Origin of the sequence: Serinicoccus sp. CNJ-927, assembly GCF_001942435.1 — a bacterium.
Classification (GTDB): Bacteria; Actinomycetota; Actinomycetes; order Actinomycetales; family Dermatophilaceae; genus Ornithinicoccus; species Ornithinicoccus marinus.
In genome coordinates this window covers 41,824-59,411 of sequence record NZ_MKKF01000051.1, presented here as the reverse complement: position 1 = coordinate 59,411, position 17,588 = coordinate 41,824, and the positions used below count along the sequence as shown (strand labels likewise).

Here is a 17,588-nt window from a genome sequence, read left to right as displayed (position 1 = left end):
CGCCTCAGGGCACGACCCGGCTGACGCCGGTCACCTCGCGGGACCACGGGACGGCCGCCAGCGCGGCCGCCGCCCGGTAGGGGCCGAGGTCGTCGGACCCGGTGAGGTGCACGGCCGCGGCGACGACGCCGGTGCCGCCCTCCTCGGCCGGCCGGACCCAGACCCCTCTCACGTCCGGGGCCAGAGGGAGCAGCGTCGTCGAGTCGTTGCCCAGCTCCAGGGTCTCCACCCGGGTGCTCCCGTCCGCCGAGCGCAGCAGCACCTCGACCGCGGTGGCGTCGAGGACCGCGACGGACAGCGACGTCTCGGCCCCTGGCACCGCAGCACGGTCGGGCAGGCCGATCCCGACGGGTTGCGTGGCCGGACCGGCGGCGGGCACCCAGGCCAGCTCGCCGGCGGGTCGGACCAGTGGCTGCTCCTGGTCCTGCAACGAGCCGGTGGCGGTGGCCCCGTCCGGTGCGGCGGTCGCCGTGGCGGCCTCACCGTCCGTCGTCTCCTGCTCCGCGACCTCCTGGTCCACCGGCTCGTCACCGGAGGGCGCGAGCCGGACCTGCAAGGACGCGGTGACCGGGTGGTCCGAGCGCACCCGGAGGCCGACCGCACCCTCGGGCAGCCCGTCGAGAGGGACGTCCGCGGTGGTGCCGGCGGCGACGCGGACGGCGGAGGTTCCCGGTGTCGCGGCGCCGTCCTCGGTGAGCGCACCGAGCTCGACCACGGCGTCCGCCTCCGGCGCGAGCAGCCGCAGCACCGTCTCCGTCCCGTCGGCACCGGCGTCCGGCAGGGGCGGGATCACCAGGTCACGGGCCGCCTCGGCGCTCGGGCCGGTCACATCCACGCCCAGGTCGGTCGTGCCCTCGCGCGAGATGTCCACGAGGTGCGCGGTCACCGGCCCACCCTCCGCGGCGACGTGGACGGCCGGTGCGGCGGTCCGGGGCGCCAGGGCGTCCAGCGGGCGGACGAGCCGGCCGCCGGCGGGGACGACCAGTCCGGAGGCACCGGTGGCCTCGACCGGCCCCTCGGTGCCGTGCACCTCCAGATCGACGCGCACCGGGTCGGTACCGGGGTTGGTGAGCACGACCTGCTCGGTGCGACCGGCTGCGGCGTCACCGCCGAGCAGCCAGTGCTCCGCAGCGGCCGCAGCGCACCCCACCAGGGCGGCTCCCCTCGACCCGCTCCCGGTGCTCACGGACAGGTGACCCCCCACGAGGCCGGGGGCACCGGGCCCGGCCGCGGTCAGCAGCGACGTGGCGTCCTCGGCCGGTGGGGTCTCGGCGACCTCCTCGTCCGCGCGCAGCTCCAGCACGTCCGACCCGGCCGACCCTGCCACCGGCGACAGCGTGGCCGATCGCTGCCCGGTGGGCTGCTCGGCGAAGAGCTCGGGCGGTGCGAGGGCGGCCGCATCCGCCCCCGGCGAGCCGCTGACCCCGGCGCACGCCAGCCGTGCCTCCTCGACCAGGACCGGCTGGTCGCCACCCCCAGCGGCGGTCTCGGTGTCGGGGGCCGTCGACGCGACGCTCTGCCCACCGTCGCTGCCCGGCCCCCAGGCGCCGGCCTGGACGCTGCCCCAGGTGAGCAGCCCGAGGGCCAGCAGGCCGCAGCCGAGCCGCACCCAGGCACCACGTCGGGGCGCGGCGCCGCTGCCGGTGTCCGTGTCGCTCATGACTTCTCCTGCGGCTCGTGGGTGCCGGGGGTCGCCGCGTCCTCGTCCTCGGCCTCGTCGGTCCGCCCGACCGGGAGCGCCAGGAAGGCCGTCACGACTGCGACGGCGAGGGCCAGCAGGTGCCAGGGCAGCCCGGGGGTGGGCAGGGTGACCTCGACGGTGTGCCGCCCGGCGGGCAGGCTCGTCCGCGATCCCTCGAGGTCCAGCTCGTCGCCGTCGACGGTGAGCTGCGCGACCTCGGCCCAGCCGGCCGCCTCGGCGACGTGGAGCGAGCTCCCGACGGCACGTCGACCCGGCCCGCGGCCTGCCCGTGCGGGTCGGTGCTGGGCAGCACCTCGACGGTCGCGCCGTCGGCGTCGACCACGCGCGTGCGTCCCGGGTCGCCCTCGACCATCCGCCACAGGACGCTGCCCTCGGGGCTGGAGACCCGCGCCAGACCGGCGACCCGGTCCAGGTCGTCGGCCGCGGGATGGGTGTCGGACGCCTCGAGCTCGACGTAGCCCACGCCGAGGCCGAGCAGCTCCTGGCGTGCCTGGTCCGACGAGGCACCCCCGACGAGGGCCTGGACCGCCTGCTCGACCTGCCCCTGGCCGGGGACGCCCCGCGCGAGGTCGGCGGTCCGGTCGCGCAGGATGCGGGTGGCCTCCGGCTCGCTGCCCCGCAGGTCGACGAGCAGGCCGTCCTGCTCCGGGGTGAGCAGCAGCGTGCGCAACGCCTCGGGTCCTCGGGCCTGCTCGGCGGCGACCGGCGGGAGCGGCTCGGTGGCGACCGTGAGCCCGGGGGTGACCCGGCTGCTCAGGACGGTCCATCCCGCGGCGACCACGGTGGCGGCGAGCACGACCACCGCGCCCGTCGAGGCCAGCGCCCGGGCCGGCACCCGCAGGACCCTCCCCCGGCGGGTCGCCAGGAGATCCTCGACCAGCGAGGCGGCGGCGAGGAGCAGCGCGGCGCCACCGACGGACAACAGGGTCCCCGGCCAGGCCGAGACCACCGATCCGGCCTCGGAGTGCCCGGCGGGGAGCACGCCCAGCGAGGTGCGCACCGCGACCTGCGCCAGGACGAGGGCGACGATGCCGACGGCGACGAGCACGCCTGCCCGCCGGCCGCCGTCGCCCGGCCGCAGCAGCGAGGCCAGCGCCGCCAGCCAGAGCGGCACCTGCAGCCACAGCAGGAGGCCGTCGAGCCCGGAGGGGTCGACGCCGGCAGGGTGGAGCAGGAGCAGCTGCCAGGCGTCGGGCGTCGCGGGCAGCCGGGGGGTGGCAGAGGTCGCGCCGGCTCCCCCCAGGAGCTGGACCGGCCCGGCCAGCAGGCTCGGCCACCAGGGCAGCAGCAGCACCCACGGCAGGACCGCGACGACCGCGCCGCGCCACCGGGCGCTCCCCCGGCCCACGCCGAGGACCAGCAGCCCGGCCACGGTCCCCAGCACGAGCACGAGCGGCAGCCACTGCGCGGCGATCGCGAGGCCGAGGGCGGTGCCGAAGGCCGCCGCGGCCCTGCGGACCCCGCGGGACCGGTCGCTGACGACGAGGATGCCGGCCACGAGCAGCGGCGCGAGGACGTGCACCACGGCCGGTCCCACCCTCCCCTGGGACGTCGCGACGACGAGCGCCGGCGCCAGGGCCCAGCCCAGCGCGAGCACCGCCCGGACCCAGCGTCGCCGGGTGCTCCGACGCAGCGCGAGGTATGCCGTGAGGACGCTCAGCACCGGCGCGGCGGCGAGCAGCCAGGCCAGGGCGGGCCCGGCCGTGGTCGGCCCCGCACCGGGCAGGAGGCCGAGGAGCCAGGACAGGACCGTCGCCTGCGGCAGCCACGCCGGGGCGGGGTCGCCGTGACCGAGACCGGCGCCCCGCCAGCCGTCCACCGCGGCGGACCACAGCCCCGCGGCGTCCGTGGCGGCGACCCCCAGCTGTCCTCCGGACAGGCCGACGCCCGCGAGGTCGAGACCGGCCGGCGAGAGAGCACCTCGCCCCATCCAGGCGGTGGCCGCCGCCACGACCAGGACGGACAGCGCCAGCGACCAGCTCCACCTCCCCGACCGACGGCCCTCCCCGACCGCGTCGTCGAAGTCGTCGGACACCGGACCGGTGCGAGGCGCCCCGGTCCGCGGCAGCGGCGCGCCCGAGCCGCGTCGGGAGCGCGGGTCGAGGGCCTCGCCCACCGTGTCCACGGTCGCGCGCCAGCCCGTCGCACGGGGCTCGTGCAGACCCGCGAGGTCGCGGGGCGCCACCCGTCGGCGGCGGCGGAACCGCCGCCGCGCGGACCACCCGCGCCCCGGTCGCAGCACCGCCCGGACGTCCGCCCACTCCCCCGCGGCCTCGGCGGGGCGCTTGACGAGGAGCAGGAGCAGCGCGGCGGCCAGGCTGGTGACGAGGACGCCCAGCGCGCGCCAGGGCGCCGCCCAGGACGAGCCGCGGGCCAGGGCCACCTGGCGCACCCTGGCGCGGGTCACCAACGGGTCGACGACGCCCAGCCCTGCCTCGCCCTGCCGGACGACGGCCTCGGGCGCGACGACCGTCCGGTGACCGGCGAGGTGGGCCCGCCAGCCCAGGTCGAGCCCGTCGACACCGTCCTGCGCGAAGGCCGGGTCGATCCCGCCGACCTCCTGCAGCACCCGGGCCTGGACGAGGGCCCCGCTCAGCGGAACTCCGAGGACGTCCTGCCGCAGGTCCAGCTGGCCCTGGTCGACGAGGGCGGCGCGGGTGGGGTCGACGACCCGGCCGGCCGGCGTGACGCGGTGACCGAGCGAGCGCAGCAGCCGCGGCTGGTCGGCGTGCACGAGCTTGGGGCCGACGACGCCGACCCGGCTGCTGCGCCGGACCGCGGCGGTGAGGGCGGCCAGCGCCTCCGGCTCGGGCCGGGCGTCGGCGGTGAGGAACCAGATCCAGTGCCCCGGCTGGTCCGGCAGGACGTCCAGGGCGGTGCGGACGGCCGCCACCCGGTCCTGCTGCGGGTGGGAGCGGACGCTCAGCGGCAGACCCAGCTCCCGGGCCAGGTCCTGGAGCGCGGCCACCGGTCCCCCCTCGGGTTCGGGATGCAGCAGCAGCACCCGTTGCGGTCGGCGCCGGCCGGCCGCGACGGCCCGCAACACCCCGGCCAGCTCGTCCTCGCCGTCCCCACCACCCGCCGGGAGGTCCACCGGCAGGAGCACGACCGAGACGTCGTCGACAGCGGCGCGACCACCGGCACGGGGCCGCTGCGGGAGCGACTCGTCGGGGTGCGTGGGCATCGCTGCGACCGGCGCGTCCGGACCCTGCCCGGCGACCGGCGTGCGTCGGGTGCTCAGACCGCGCGCTTCTTCAGCTTGCGCCGCTCACGCTCGGACAGTCCTCCCCAGATGCCGAAGCGCTCGTCGTGGGCGAGCGCATACTCCAGGCACTCGGCCCGCACCTCGCACCCGACGCAGACCTTCTTGGCCTCGCGGGTGGACCCGCCCTTCTCGGGGAAGAAGGCCTCCGGGTCGGTCTGCGCGCACAGGGCACGCTCCTGCCAGTTCATCTCCTCGGTGTCATCGATACCGTGCATCAACGACATCAGCTCCAGCTCGTGCATGGCTCCTCCTCGACCTCTCGCCTACACACTTCTCGCCGGCCGCGCACCCCGCCGGCTCGCCCCGGCAGCAGATGGCAACACCTGAATTACACGCGTGTCATCCGCCGGAGTCAACCCCGGATCTGCTACAACCTGCCCCGGCACCGACAATGGGGGCATGCAGATCACCGTTCTGGCCGGTGGCGTCGGCGGCGCCCGCTTCGTCCGCGGCCTCCTGTCGCACCTGGCGACCCGCGAGGCCCCGGAGCCGACCACGGTGACCGTCATCGGCAACACCGGCGACGACATCACGCTGGTCGGGCTGCGGGTCTGTCCGGACCTGGACACGCTGCTCTACACCCTCGGGGGCGGTGTGGACGAGGACCAGGGCTGGGGCCGGGCCGGGGAGAGCACACGGGTCGCCGACGAGCTGGGAACCCTCGGGGTGGGGCCGGACTGGTTCACCCTCGGCGACCTGGACCTCGCCACCCACCTGGCGCGCAGCCGCTGGCTGGCCCAGGGCCTGACGCTCAGCGAGGTGACGGACCGGCTGGCGCAGCGGTGGGGCCTGCCCGAGCGAGGGGTGCGGCTCCTGCCGGCGACGGACACCCCGATCGAGACCCACGTGGTGGTCGACGACGACGCCGGGGGCGAGCGGGCCATCCACTTCCAGGAGTGGTGGGTGCGGCACGGCGCGTCGCTGCCGGCGCGGCGCTTCTCCGTCGCCGGGCTGGGCGGGGCCACCGCCGCCCCGCACGTGCTCGACGCGGTGCGCGGGGCCGACCTCGTCCTGCTGCCCCCGAGCAACCCGGTCGTCTCGATCGGCATCATCCTCGGCGTCCCCGGCATCCGGGAGGCGGTGCGCGGCACCCGCGCCCCGGTCGTGGGGGTCAGCCCGCTGCTCGGCGGTCGCCCGGTCCGCGGTCACGCAGACGCCTGCCTCGCCCCGTTGGGGGTCGAGGTGAGCGCGGCCGGGGTCGCGGGGATCTATGCCGACTTCCTCGACGGGTGGCTGGTCGACGACGCGGACGCCGACGCGCGGTATCCCGCCGGGGTGCGGGTCCGCTCGCTGGACCTGCTCATGCGGGACGGCGCCGGTGCCGCCCGGCTGGCCGGCGCCGCCCTCGACCTCGGGCAGGAGCTGGCCGGCACCCCCGTGCCCGCAGGCCGGGACCGGAGGTGAGCCCCGCCCCGACCCCCGGCACGGTGCAGGTGATCCCCCTCCCCGGGCTCCCCGAGGTGACCGCCGGTATGGATCTGGCCGCCGCCCTCGCCGAGGCCGTCGCGCGTGCCGGCGGGCTGCGCGACGGCGACGTCCTGGCGGTGTCGAGCAAGCTGGTCTCCAAGGCGCTCGGGCTGCGCGTCGGCGCTCCGGCCGACCGCGAGGACGTCGTCGCCGCCCAGAGCGTGCGGGTGGTGGCCGAGCGGCTCACGCCGGCCGGGGTGACGCGGGTGGTCGAGTCCGTGGCCGGCCCGGTCCTGGCCGCCGCGGGGGTGGACGCGAGCAACACCGGCCCCGAGGGCGGGCTGCTGCTGCTCCCCCGGGACCCGGACGCCGTGGCCCGCGACCTGCACGCCGCGCTGCGTCGGACCCCCGGCGCGGCGGCCCGCTTCGGCCTGCTCCTCACCGACACCGCCGGCCGCCCGTGGCGCGAGGGTCAGACCGACCTGGCCCTGGGTGCCTGCGGCCTGCGGGTCCTGGAGGACCTCCGCGGCGGCGAGGACGCCGACGGTCGGCCGCTGTCGGTCACCAGCCGCGCGGTCGCCGACGAGCTCGCCGCTGCCGCCGACCTCGTCAAGGGCAAGGCCTCCGGCACCGGGGCGGCCCTGGTCCGGGGCCTGCCGGAGCTCGTGCTCGGCACCGGTGCCGACGGGAACGGCGGGTCGGGCGACGCCGCCGCTGCCGGCGCACGGTCCCTGGTGCGCACCGGCCCCGGCGACTGGTTCGCGCTCGGGCACCGCGAGGCGCTGCGCTCGGCCCTCGGTGCGCCTCCGGGCAGCCCGGCCGCCGCGGAGGTCGGCCTCCCCTCGGTGCTGCCCGAGAGCGGGGCGGCACGCACCGCGCGGGCGACCCGGCTGGCGCTGCTGGGCCTGGCCGCCGACCACCGGGTCGAGGTGCAGGGCTCCCTCGACGAGGGCCTCGTCGTCCGCGCCGAGGACCCCGTGCTGGCCGGCCGCGTCGCCACGCGGCTCGAGCTCGCCCTGGCCGCGGAGGACCTGTCGGTGCAGGTCCGCGTGGTCAGCCGCCCCGGGACCGACTGACCGGCAGGTGCCCCCGCGGTGCCATCCGCGGCCCCCGCCGGGGACGGCCGGCACCCGAGAGCCCCAGCAGCCGCTGCACCCGGTAGCGGTGACCGGCATACGGGGCGAGCAGCTCGACCAGGCCGTGGTCGTCGACCGTCTCGCCGGTGAGGGCATACCCGATGTTGGCCGCGACGTGGTAGTCGCCGAAGGAGACCGCGTCGGCGTCCCCGAGGGCGCGCTGCGCGGTCTCGGCGGCCGTCCAGACCCCCACCCCCGGGACGGCGGTCAGCCGGGCCCGCGCCCGGGAGGAGCTCATCCCGACGCACTCCTCCAACCGTGCCGCCACCTGCACGACCCGGGCGACGGTGTCCGCGCGCTGCGGGCTGACCCCGGCGCGCAACCACTCCCAGGACGGTATGCCCGACAGCGTCGGCACCGAGGGCGGCACCCGCAGGCGCAGCGCGGCCCCGGGGCCCGGCGCGACGTCCCCGAAGCGCTGAACCACCCGCCGCCACCCGGAGAAGGCCTCCTGGCCGGTGACCTTCTGCTCGACCACGGCCGGGACGAGGGACTCCAGGACCAACCCGGTCCGGGGCGTCCGCCACCCGGGATGCCGCCGGAGGGCGTGGGCCACCGGCGCGTGCACCGGCACGAACCCCTCGTCGTCGTCCCCCTCGCCGAGCATCCCCGGCAGCCCGTCGAGCAGCCACTCCGCTCCCGGCCCCCAGGCCTGCGCCGCGACCGGGGAGTCGGGGGACCGGCGGGCCAGCCGCAGGGTCGCCGGGCCGGTCGGCGCCCGCACCCCGCGCCACAGCTCGCCGTCGACCACGCGCCAGCACGGGTCCCCGGCACCGCGCCGCAACGTGCCCCAGGTCGCGGCGACGTCCAGCGGGCGCGCCGGACGCCAGACACGGTGCCGGGCGGTGCTCACGAGGGAGCAGCCTGCCCCGCTCCTCGCCCGCCGCGCAACAGCACCCACTACCGTGGCCCCCGTGCCGCAACCCTCCGCGATCCTGAGCCAGGCGGTCGCCGCCGACGCGACCCGCCCTGCCCTCACCTTCTACGACGACAGCCCTGGGGGCCCCGGCGAGCGCATCGAGATCTCCCGCAAGGTGCTGCGCACCTGGGTGTCCAAGGCCGCCAACGCGCTGCAGGAGGGGCTGGACGTCCAGCCGGGCTCGGTGGTCCTGGTGGACCTGCCCGCCCCGCACTGGCGCCTGGCCTACTGGGCCCTCGCCGTCTGGTCCGTCGGGGCCACCCTGACGGTGGACACGCACGAGGGCGCCGACGTGCTCGTCACCGACGACCCGGACAGCGAGGTCGCCGGCGACTGCGACGAGGTCGTGGCGGTGGCCCTGCCCGCCCTGGCGCGGGCCTTCGACGGCGAGCTGCGCTCCGGCGTCATGGACGAGGCGGCCGAGCTGGCGAGCTACGCCGACGACTTCACCGCGTGGGACGAGGCCGAGGAGGAGGACACCGCGCTGGTGAGCGGCGGCGAGCGGGTGACGTATGCCGACCTGCTGGCCGACCTGCCGCCGGCGCCCGAGGCGCCCGGTCCCTGCTCGGCACCACCGACCGGGGACTGTTCGTGCGCCAGGTGCTGCAGCTGCTGGCGGGCGAGGGGTCCGCTGTCCTCGTGCTCGGCGCGGAGGCCGTCGGGGACGACCCGCGCTGGGAGGCTGAGGGCGTCGACCACCGGGCCGGCGGGTAGCCTCGGCGCCATGGACAAGGTCGTCGCCTCCGCCCAGGATGCGCTCGAGGGGCTCATTGACGGGATGACCCTCGCCGTGGGCGGCTTCGGGCTCTCGGGCATCCCCACCGTGCTGATCCACCAGGCCCTGCAGCAGGCACGAGCGACCTGGAGGTCGTCTCCAACAACTGCGGCGTCGACGGGGCCGGGCTGGGGCTGCTCCTCGCGCAGGGCAGGATTCGTCGCGTCATCGCCTCCTACGTCGGGGAGAACAAGGAGTTCGCCCGGCAGTACCTCTCCGGCGAGCTCGAGGTCGAGCTGACCCCGCAGGGCACGCTCGCCGAGAAGCTGCGCGCCGGGGGCGCGGGCATACCGGCCTTCTTCACGCCCACCGGCGTCGGGTCGCAGGTCTCCGAGGGGGGTATGCCCTGGCGCTACGACAGCGACGGCGAGGTGGTCCTGCGCTCCCCCGCCAAGGAGACCCGCGAGTTCTCGGTGCGCGACCACGCCCGCGACTACGTGCTCGAGCACGCGATCTTCGCCGACTTCGCGCTGGTGCGGGCGGCCAAGGGCGACCGGCACGGCAACCTGGTCTTCAACCAGTCGGCCCGCAACTTCAACCCGCTGTGCGCCATGTCCGCGCAGGTCGCGGTCGCCGAGGTGGAGGAGCTGGTCGAGCCGGGTGAAATCGACCCCGACGAGGTCCACCTGCCCGGCATCTACGTCCAGCGCGTGCTCGCCCTGACCGCCGAGCAGGCCGCCGACAAGGACATCGAGAAGCGCACCACCCGCCCGCGCCCCGGGAAGGACGACTGAGAGACATGGCCCTGACCCGTGAGGAGATGGCCGCGCGCGCCGCGGCCGAGCTGCGCGACGGCGACTACGTCAACCTCGGCATCGGGATGCCGACGCTGGTCCCCAACTACGTCCCGGACGACGTGGAGCTGGTCCTGCAGTCGGAGAACGGCATCCTCGGCGTCGGCCCCTACCCCTACGAGGGCGAGGAGGAGCCCGACCTCATCAACGCGGGCAAGGAGACGGTGACGGTCCGGCCCGGCGCCAGCTTCTTCGACTCGGCCACGAGCTTCGGCATGATCCGGGGCGGCAAGGTCGACGCCGCGATCCTCGGCGCCATGCAGGTCTCGGCAGCCGGCGACATCGCCAACTGGATGATCCCCGGCAAGATGGTCAAGGGCATGGGCGGCGCCATGGACCTCGTGCTCGGCGCCAAGAAGGTCGTGGTCCTCATGGACCACGTCGCCAAGGACGGCTCGGCCAAGATCGTGGACGAGTGCGACCTGCCCATCACCGGCCTGCGGGTCGTGCAGCGGATCATCACCGACCTGGCCGTCATCGACGTCACCGACGACGGTCTCGTGCTGCGCGAGCTGGCACCCGGCGTGTCCGTCGACGAGGTCGTCGCCAAGACGCAGCCGCCGCTGCGCGTCGCGGTGGACGAGCCCACCCCGGAGGCGACGCCCCCCACCGAGGGCTGACGGCGCGGAGCTCAGCGGCGCGGCGGCTCAGCGGCGGGGCCGCGCAGGAAGCCGGCTCCCCAGGTGAGGTGCATGGTCGCCAGCACCCCGGGCATGCGCGCCACCACGCCGGGCTCCTGGCCCCGGGCGACCCAGGCTCCCCCGACGGTGACGGCCGCGGCATACCCCAGCGGCAGCAGCCACAGCGGGCGCCAGACGAGACCTCCGACGGCCCCTGCGGCCACCGCGCAGAGCGCGACCGGCGGCGCGAGGTAGCGGGCGTTGACCGAGTCGGGGTGCTGGCGCACGACCTGCCGGCGCCACTGGCCGCTGGTGTAGAACTGGCGGGCCAGGTCGCGGAAGGTGGAGCGGGGCCGATAGGTCACGGTGAGCTCGGGGGTGAACCAGATGGTGCCGCCGGCCGCCCGGATCCGGTGGTTGAGCTCCCAGTCCTGGGCACGGGTGTAGGCCGGGTCGTAGCCCCCGACCCGGTCCAGCCACTCCCGCCGGAAGACGCCGAGGAAGACCGTGTCGGCCGGCCCCTCCGCGCCCCCGGTGTGGAAGCGCTCGCTGCCCATGCCCAGCGGCGAGCGCATCGCGAGGGCCACGGCCTCCTGCACCGGCCCGGAACCCTGGGCGAGCATGATGCCGCCGACGTTGGCGGCGCCGGTCCGCTCCAGCAGCGCGACCGCGCGCCGCACGTAGCCCTCGCTCAGCTCCCCGTGGCCGTCCATGCGCACGACGACGTCGTGCCGCGACGTCGCCACGGCAGCGTTGAGCCCGTCCGGGGTGCGCCCGGAGGGGTTGTCGACGACGACCACGCGCGGGTCGGCCGCGGCGAGGGCGTCGGCGACCTCCCGGGTCCGGTCACGGCTGGGCCCGACCGCGACAACGACCTCCATCTCCCCCGGGTAGTCCTGGGACAGCACCGAGCGCACGGCCTCGGGCAGGTGGGTCTCCTCGTCGAGGACGGTCATGATGACCGAGACGGGCGGGTGGTGCCGCTGGTCACGGGAGTCGGCAGAGCTCACGCGGCGAGGCTACCCCGCAGGAGGGCACGGCTCGTGGCGCGGCGCTCCCAGGGCGCGGCAAGGTGGACCCCGTAGTCTTGCCTCTCGTGCCCCACCACCCCGAGGACGACTGGACCCGTCCGATGCCGCGGACGCCGCGCAGCGGGCAGCGCCGCGACCCCGATGCGACGGAGCGCATCCCGCGGGCCTCAGCGCCACGCGAGCCCCGGGACCACGACGACCGCTACGCCGAGGACGGGTGGGACCGCGGCGAGGCCCGGCACGACGACCGGGACTGGGACCGCGACGACGACCGCGGCTGGGACCGTGGCGACGACCGGTATGCCGCGCCCCGCCGCCCGGCCGGACGGCCGCCGCGCCGCCGTAGGCCCCGCTACGGGTTCCGGCGCGCCATGGCGCTGCTCGTGCTCGCCGTCGTCGCCTACGTCGTCGTCATGGCGGTCGTGGTCGCGACGGTGTGGGGCAGCGTCAACCGGATCGACGCCACCCCCGACGTCTCCGACCGTCCGGCCGCCGCAGAAGGCGCCAACTACCTGCTGGTGGGCACCGACAGCCGGGAGCAGCTGACCGAGGAGCAGCGGGGCGAGTTCGGCACCGGCTTCACCGAGGGCCACCGGGCCGACACGGTGATGCTGCTGCACGTGCCGGCCCTCGGGGAGCCGACCCTGGTGAGCCTGCCCCGCGACAGCTACGTCGAGATCCGGGACAGCGGCTGGAACAAGCTCAACGCCGCGCACTCGAACGGCGGGCCCGAGCAGCTCGTCGACACCGTCGAGCGCAGCACCGGGCTGCCGGTCGACGGCTACATGGAGATCGGCTTCGGCGGCTTCGTCAGCGTCGTCGACGGCGTCGGCGGGGTCGAGATGTGTCTCGACGAGCCGGTCGCGGACGAGAAGGCGCACGTCGACCTCCCCGCCGGGTGCCAGGAGCTGGCCGGTGAGCAGGCGCTGGGCTACGTCCGGATGCGCTACAGCGACCCGCGCGGCGACATCGGCCGGGTCGAGCGGCAGCGCGAGTTCCTCTCCGCCCTCGTGGACAAGATGCTCACGCCGAGCACCGTGCTCGTCCCGTGGCGGCTGCACGAGGTGGGCACCGCCACCGGGTCCGCCCTCAGCCTCGGCGACGACACCTCGATGCTCGAGGCGGGCCGGATGGCCTGGGCGATGCGCCAGGTCGCGGCCGGCGAGGGCAACTCGGTGACCGTCCCGGTCGCCGACCCCAACTACCAGACCGAGGTGGGCAGCGCCGTCCTCTGGGACGAGCAGGGCGCCGCGCAGCTCTTCACCGCCCTGCGCCAGGATCAGAGCATCACCGTCGACCCCTGAGCGGCCTCGGGCTACCCTTGCGCTGATCGGAGGCGACCATGGCGGATCCCCGCGACGACCACGGCGACCACGACGCCGAGACGACGGCACCGGCCCCCGCCGACCAGGACCCCACCCTGGTCGCGGGCCGTTACCGCATCGTCCGCATGCTCGGCAGGGGCGGCGGCGGCCAGGTGTGGTTGGCGACCGACGAGAACCTCGGCCGGCAGGTCGCGCTCAAGCAGGTCGCCGGCGAGGCCGACACCGAGCTGCTGCTCAGCCGCGGTTTCCGCGAGGCGCGGACCAGCGCCACGCTCGCGCACCAGCACGTCGTGCGCGTCTACGACGCCTTCGAGCACGACGGGTCGCCCTGGATCGTCATGGAGTTCGTCGCGGGTCCCTCGCTGGCCGAGCTGATCGCCGACGGGCAGCGGTTGCCCCCGGCCCAGGTCGCGGCGATCGGGGCGCAGATGGCCACCGCGCTCGCCGCGGCCCACCAGGCGGGCATTCTGCACCGGGACGTCAAGCCGGCCAACGTGCTGCTCACCGGGGGCGCCGGGCACGACGCCAAGCTCACCGACTTCGGCATCGCCCGCGCCGACGAGGACCCGCAGCTGACCCGGACCGGTTTCGTCTCCGGCACGGCCGCCTACTTCTCCCCCGAGCTGGCGCGGGGCGAGGAGCCCAGCACCGCCTCGGACGTGTGGGCGCTGGGCGCCACCCTGTATGCCGCAGTCGAGGGGCGCCGCCCGTTCGAGGAGCGCGCCAACGCCGTCGCCCAGCTGCACACCATCGCCCGGGACGACCCGCGGCCCCCGCAACACGCGGGCGAGCTGACGCCCGCGCTCGCCGGGATGCTCGACCCGGACCCGGCGACCCGGTGGGACGCGCAGCGGGCGGCGCGTGAGCTGGAGCAGCTGGTCCGCGGTGGCCGGGTCGGACCAGCGGGCGTAGCGGGAGCAGCGGCAGCGGGTGCCGCGGCAGCGGGCGCCGGTGCAGGCATGCATACCGAGCGGGTGCCCCGGGCCGACCCCACCCGGACCTTCGCCCAGCCCACGCCGGCGCCGACACCGACGGCGCAGGCAGCGCGGCCGGCGGCGTCACGGGCAGCACCCGCCGCGGCAGGTCAGCACGACGAGGGGCGGCGCACGGCACCCTCGGGTCGCCGTCCCGGCCCACGACGCGGGGTGTGGTTGAGCTGGCTGCTCATCGTGCCGCTGGCCCTGCTGCTCGGCTGGCTGGTGTGGACCATCGCGACCGGCTCGGAGGGTGGCACCGGCACCGCCGACCCCACCTCATCGGCGTCGGCGTCAGGGACCGACAGCGAGCCGGTCGCCGCCGACGAGGCGCGGGACCTGGCGCAGCGGTTCTACACCACGCTCGCCGACGGGGGGCTGGACTCGGCGCGGCAGCTGACCCTGCCCGAGGCCTACATCGCCTCCGACATCGAGGTGGGGCTGCAGTCGATCTCGGCCGGTGACCTCTCCGCCCAGGAGCAGGCTGACGGGAGCGCCACCGTGACCGGCCTGGTGACCTACACCTACGACGTGTCCGTCATCGAGCAGGAGGAGACGCTGACCGTCGTCCGTGGCCAGGACGGGCCGGTCGTCGCGCTGCGTCAGGCCGAGGAGGTGCAGAGCACGCCTCGCACCGACGGCGGCGGCTCCGGCGACGACGAGGACGAGGCGGGCGGGGACGACGACGCTAGCGCGGCGCCGTCCCCTCCGGCGTCAGCCCTTGAGCAGCTGGCGCGCCATCACCACGCGCTGGACCTGGTTGGTGCCCTCGTAGATCTGGGTGATCTTGGCGTCGCGCATCATGCGCTCCGCCGGGAAGTCCTTGGTGTAGCCGTAGCCGCCGAGCAGCTGCACCGCGTCGGTGGTGATCTCCATCGCGACGTCCGAGGCGTAGCACTTGGCGGCGGCACCGAAGAAGGGCAGGTCGTCGTCGCCCCGCTCGGACTTCGACGCCGCGACGTAGACCAGCTGCCGCGCCGCCTCCAGCTTCATCCCCATGTCGGCGAGCATGAACTGCACGCCCTGGAAGTCGGCGACGGCCCTGCCGAACTGCTGGCGCTCCTGGACGTATCCCAGGGCCAGGTCCAGCGCGCCCTGGGCGATCCCCACCGCCTGGGCACCGATGGTGACCCGCGTGTGGTCGAGCGTGCGCAGCGCGATCTTGAGGCCCTCGCCGAGCCCGCCGACCATCCGGTCACCGGGGATCCGGCAGTCGTCGAAGTGCAGCTCACGCGTGGGGCTGCCCTTGATCCCGAGCTTCTTCTCCGGCGCACCGAAGGTGAAGCCCTCGTCGTCCTTCTCCACGACGAAGGCCGTGACGTTGCGGCCGCGCGGCCCGTCGGGGTCCGTGACGGCCATGACGGTGTAGAACTCGCTCACCCCGGCGTTGGTGATCCACGACTTCTGGCCGTTGAGCACGAAGCTGCCGTCGGGCTGCTCCAGCGCCTTGCACGTCATGCCCGCCGTGTCCGAGCCGGCGCCCGCCTCGGACAGGCCGTAGGAGAACATCGCCTCGCCGCGCGCCACCGGCGGCAGGTAGCGGGCCTTGATCTCCTCGGAGGCCGCCAGGATCAACGGCATGGTGCCGAGCTTGTTGACCGCGGGGATCAGTGAGCTGCTCGCGCAGGCCCGCGCCACCTCCTCGATGACGATGCAGGTCGCCAGCGCGTCGGCGCCGGCGCCGTCGTAGTCCTCCGCGATGTGCGGGGCGTGGAAGTCGGTGGCCGTGAGGGCCTTGAGCGCCTCGTCCGGGAACCGGCTCTCCTCGTCCACCGCTGCCGCGTGGGGGGCGATCTGCTCCTCCGCGATCTCGCGGACCGCCTCGCGCAGTGCCTCGTGGTCCTCACTGATCCGGAACAGGTCGAACTCGCTCATGGAGCGCAGCCTAACGCGGACGTCAACCGCGACGTGCCCGTCCTCCGACGGGTCTCAGCGTGACGTCCGGCGCCCCCGCAACCTCTCGCCCTTGGCGTGGGCCTGGTCGCGCAGGTCGTCGGCGAAGCCCGCCAGCCGCTCCCGGAGCCGTGCCGCCTGCTCGCCCTCGCCGGCGCCCAGCATCCGGACCGCCAGCAGGCCGGCGTTGCGGGCGCCCGCGACCGACACCGTGGCGACCGGGATCCCGGCCGGCATCTGCACGATCGAGAGCAACGAGTCCATACCGTCCAGGTGCTTCAGCGGCACCGGCACCCCGATGACCGGCAGCACCGTCACCGAGGCGAGCATGCCCGGTAGGTGCGCCGCTCCCCCGGCACCGGCGACGATCACCCGCAGTCCGCGCTCCTGCGCGCCTGCGCCGTAGTCGATCATCTCGGTCGGCATCCGGTGCGCCGAGACGACGTCGGCCTCGTAGGGCACCCCGAACTCCTCGAGCACCTCGGCGGCGGCCTCCATCACCGGCCAGTCGCTGTCGCTGCCCATCACCAGGCCGACGACCGGGGCCTGCTCGCCCCCGGTGCTCTGCTCTGCCGGTGTGCTCACTCGGTCACCACTCCTCGCAGGTAGTCGGCGGCATGGGTGCTCCGCCCGCGCAGCTCCGCCAGCGAGGACGCGCTCCCGTCGCCGCCGCAGACCGTGACGTGCCCGAGCTTGCGCCCGGGTCGCACCCCCTTGCCGTAGAGGTGGATCTTCAGGCCCGGGTCGCGCGCCATGAGGTGCTTGTAGGTGGCGTACAGCTCGGGGTAGTCGCCGCCCAGCACGTTGGCGGAGGCGGTCCACGGGGCCCGGGCCGAGGGGTCGCCGAGCGGCAGGTCCAGCACCGCTCGCAGGTGCTGCTCGAACTGGCTGGTCACCGCGCCGTCGATGCTCCAGTGCCCGCTGTTGTGCGGGCGCATCGCCAGCTCGTTGACCAGGTAGGTGGGGTAGGCCGACCCGTCCGGCCGCCGTCCGGTCACCTCGAAGACCTCGACGGCCATGACGCCGGTCACGCCGAGCTCACCGGCGATGCGCAGCGCCCCTTCGGCGAGGGCCACGGCGAGCTCGTCGTCGAGGCCGGGCGCCGGGGCGATCACCTCGGTGTTGATGCCGCCCTCCTGCACGGTCTCCACGACCGGCCAGGTCGCCGCCTGCCCGGAGGGGCTGCGACCGACCATGACCGAGAGCTCGCGGGAGAAGTCCACGGCCTCCTCCAGCAGGATGCCGTCGGCGAGACCGCCGGTGCCCACCTCGCCGAGCCACGGCTGCACGTCGGCGAGCGACCGGCAGACCAGCACCCCCTTGCCGTCGTAGCCGCCGCGCGGGCCTTGGCGACCAGCGGCCAGCCGACCTGCGCGGCGAAGTCCTCCACGTCGGCCCCGGTGCGAGCCTGCGCCCACCGGGGGCAGGGGAGCCCGAGCTCGGTGAGCCGCCGCCGCATGGCCAGCTTGTCCTGCGCGAAGACCAGCGCCTGGGGACTCGGGTGCAGCTCCACCCCCTCCTCCTGCAGCGCGAGCAGCACCTCCTGCGGGACGTGCTCGTGGTCGAAGGTCACGACGTCGCAGCCGCGCGCGAACTCCCGCACCGCCGCGAGGTCGGTGTGCTCCCCGACCGGGCTGTGCGGCACGACCAGCGCGGCGCTGGCCGTCGGCGACTCGGCGAGGACGGAGAGGGTGAGAGACAGGGCGACCGCCGGTGGCTGGCACATCCGGGCGAGCTGGCCACCGCC

General features: G+C 75.7%; 11 protein-coding genes and 4 pseudogenes. 7 read left to right on the top strand and 8 right to left on the bottom strand.

Going from position 1 to position 17,588, the window contains the following annotated elements; genetic code table 11:
* Window positions 1–4 precede the first annotated feature (4 nt).
* From BJF86_RS15690 to BJF86_RS15680, 3 genes are all read right to left on the bottom strand, one after another.
* Window positions 5–1,660: a DUF5719 family protein gene (locus BJF86_RS15690; RefSeq protein ID WP_075820323.1), complete on the bottom strand. Its 1,656-nt coding sequence runs from the start codon at window positions 1,658–1,660 to the stop codon at window positions 5–7.
* Window positions 1,661–1,751: 91 nt separating this feature from the next.
* Entirely contained in the window at window positions 1,752–4,886 is a 3,135-nt protein-coding gene (locus BJF86_RS15685; protein WP_075820321.1) for a glycosyltransferase, read from the bottom strand.
* A 53-nt stretch (window positions 4,887–4,939) separates the two neighbouring features.
* Window positions 4,940–5,209: a WhiB family transcriptional regulator gene (locus tag BJF86_RS15680; RefSeq protein ID WP_075820319.1), complete on the bottom strand. Its 270-nt coding sequence runs from the start codon at window positions 5,207–5,209 to the stop codon at window positions 4,940–4,942.
* 157 nt (window positions 5,210–5,366) lie between these two features.
* On the opposite strand from BJF86_RS15680, the gene cofD reads away from it, so the two are divergent.
* Window positions 5,367–6,371: a 2-phospho-L-lactate transferase gene (gene cofD, locus BJF86_RS15675; protein ID WP_075820317.1), complete on the top strand. Its 1,005-nt coding sequence runs from the start codon at window positions 5,367–5,369 to the stop codon at window positions 6,369–6,371.
* On the top strand, window positions 6,368–7,450 hold the full coding sequence (locus BJF86_RS15670) for a coenzyme F420-0:L-glutamate ligase (RefSeq protein WP_237768264.1): 1,083 nt from the start codon (window positions 6,368–6,370) through the stop codon (window positions 7,448–7,450). The genes cofD and BJF86_RS15670 overlap by 4 nt, the downstream gene beginning before the upstream one ends.
* On the opposite strand, the gene BJF86_RS15665 is transcribed toward BJF86_RS15670, so the two are convergent.
* Window positions 7,428–8,363, bottom strand: coding sequence for a DNA-3-methyladenine glycosylase family protein (locus BJF86_RS15665; protein ID WP_075820314.1), 936 nt, complete (start codon window positions 8,361–8,363; stop codon window positions 7,428–7,430). The two genes, BJF86_RS15670 and BJF86_RS15665, sit on opposite strands and share 23 nt — an antisense overlap.
* Here BJF86_RS15665 and BJF86_RS19920 point away from each other — a divergent pair.
* The 3 genes and pseudogenes from BJF86_RS19920 to BJF86_RS15650 all read left to right on the top strand — a co-directional run.
* Window positions 8,296–8,904, top strand: a pseudogene (locus tag BJF86_RS19920) (TIGR03089 family protein); the annotation flags it as partial. The gene BJF86_RS15665 and the pseudogene BJF86_RS19920 overlap by 68 nt on opposite strands.
* Before the next feature lie 249 nt (window positions 8,905–9,153).
* Window positions 9,154–9,938: pseudogene (locus BJF86_RS15655) on the top strand (CoA transferase subunit A).
* A 5-nt stretch (window positions 9,939–9,943) separates the two neighbouring features.
* Entirely contained in the window at window positions 9,944–10,618 is a 675-nt protein-coding gene (locus tag BJF86_RS15650; RefSeq protein ID WP_022924191.1) for a 3-oxoacid CoA-transferase subunit B, read from the top strand.
* Between the two features lie 11 nt (window positions 10,619–10,629).
* On the opposite strand, the gene BJF86_RS15645 is transcribed toward BJF86_RS15650, so the two are convergent.
* Window positions 10,630–11,628 (bottom strand): glycosyltransferase family 2 protein, encoded by a 999-nt coding sequence (locus BJF86_RS15645; RefSeq protein WP_075820312.1) that lies wholly within the window; start codon window positions 11,626–11,628, stop codon window positions 10,630–10,632.
* Between the two features lie 86 nt (window positions 11,629–11,714).
* Here BJF86_RS15645 and BJF86_RS15640 point away from each other — a divergent pair, with 86 nt between their 5' ends.
* Both BJF86_RS15640 and BJF86_RS19915 read left to right on the top strand, forming a co-directional pair.
* Window positions 11,715–12,953, top strand: coding sequence for an LCP family protein (locus BJF86_RS15640; protein ID WP_075820310.1), 1,239 nt, complete (start codon window positions 11,715–11,717; stop codon window positions 12,951–12,953).
* 38 nt (window positions 12,954–12,991) lie between these two features.
* Window positions 12,992–13,774 (top strand): annotated as a pseudogene (locus tag BJF86_RS19915) (serine/threonine-protein kinase); the annotation flags it as partial.
* Between the two features lie 888 nt (window positions 13,775–14,662).
* Here the strand turns inward: BJF86_RS19915 and BJF86_RS15630 are convergent.
* The 3 genes and pseudogenes from BJF86_RS15630 to BJF86_RS15620 form a co-directional block, all read right to left on the bottom strand.
* Window positions 14,663–15,823, bottom strand: coding sequence for an acyl-CoA dehydrogenase family protein (locus BJF86_RS15630; protein ID WP_075820309.1), 1,161 nt, complete (start codon window positions 15,821–15,823; stop codon window positions 14,663–14,665).
* A gap of 54 nt (window positions 15,824–15,877) precedes the next feature.
* A complete protein-coding gene (purE, locus tag BJF86_RS15625) occupies window positions 15,878–16,366 on the bottom strand; it encodes a 5-(carboxyamino)imidazole ribonucleotide mutase (RefSeq protein ID WP_075820446.1) in 489 nt (162 codons plus the stop codon).
* 56 nt (window positions 16,367–16,422) lie between these two features.
* A pseudogene (locus BJF86_RS15620) lies at window positions 16,423–17,567 on the bottom strand (5-(carboxyamino)imidazole ribonucleotide synthase).
* Window positions 17,568–17,588: the final 21 nt, after the last annotated feature.

What these genes read in the sequence shown, in the direction of transcription:
- purE (WP_075820446.1), bottom strand. Translation starts at nt 16,366, where the DNA reads ATGGGCAGCGACAGCGACTGGCCGGTGATGGAGGCCGCCGCCGAGGTG.
- BJF86_RS15685 (WP_075820321.1), bottom strand. Translation starts at nt 4,886, where the DNA reads ATGCCCACGCACCCCGACGAGTCGCTCCCGCAGCGGCCCCGTGCCGGT.
- BJF86_RS15680 (WP_075820319.1), bottom strand. Translation starts at nt 5,209, where the DNA reads ATGCACGAGCTGGAGCTGATGTCGTTGATGCACGGTATCGATGACACC.
- BJF86_RS15690 (WP_075820323.1), bottom strand. Translation starts at nt 1,660, where the DNA reads ATGAGCGACACGGACACCGGCAGCGGCGCCGCGCCCCGACGTGGTGCC.
- cofD (WP_075820317.1), top strand. Translation starts at nt 5,367, where the DNA reads ATGCAGATCACCGTTCTGGCCGGTGGCGTCGGCGGCGCCCGCTTCGTC.
- BJF86_RS15650 (WP_022924191.1), top strand. Translation starts at nt 9,944, where the DNA reads ATGGCCCTGACCCGTGAGGAGATGGCCGCGCGCGCCGCGGCCGAGCTG.
- BJF86_RS15630 (WP_075820309.1), bottom strand. Translation starts at nt 15,823, where the DNA reads ATGAGCGAGTTCGACCTGTTCCGGATCAGTGAGGACCACGAGGCACTG.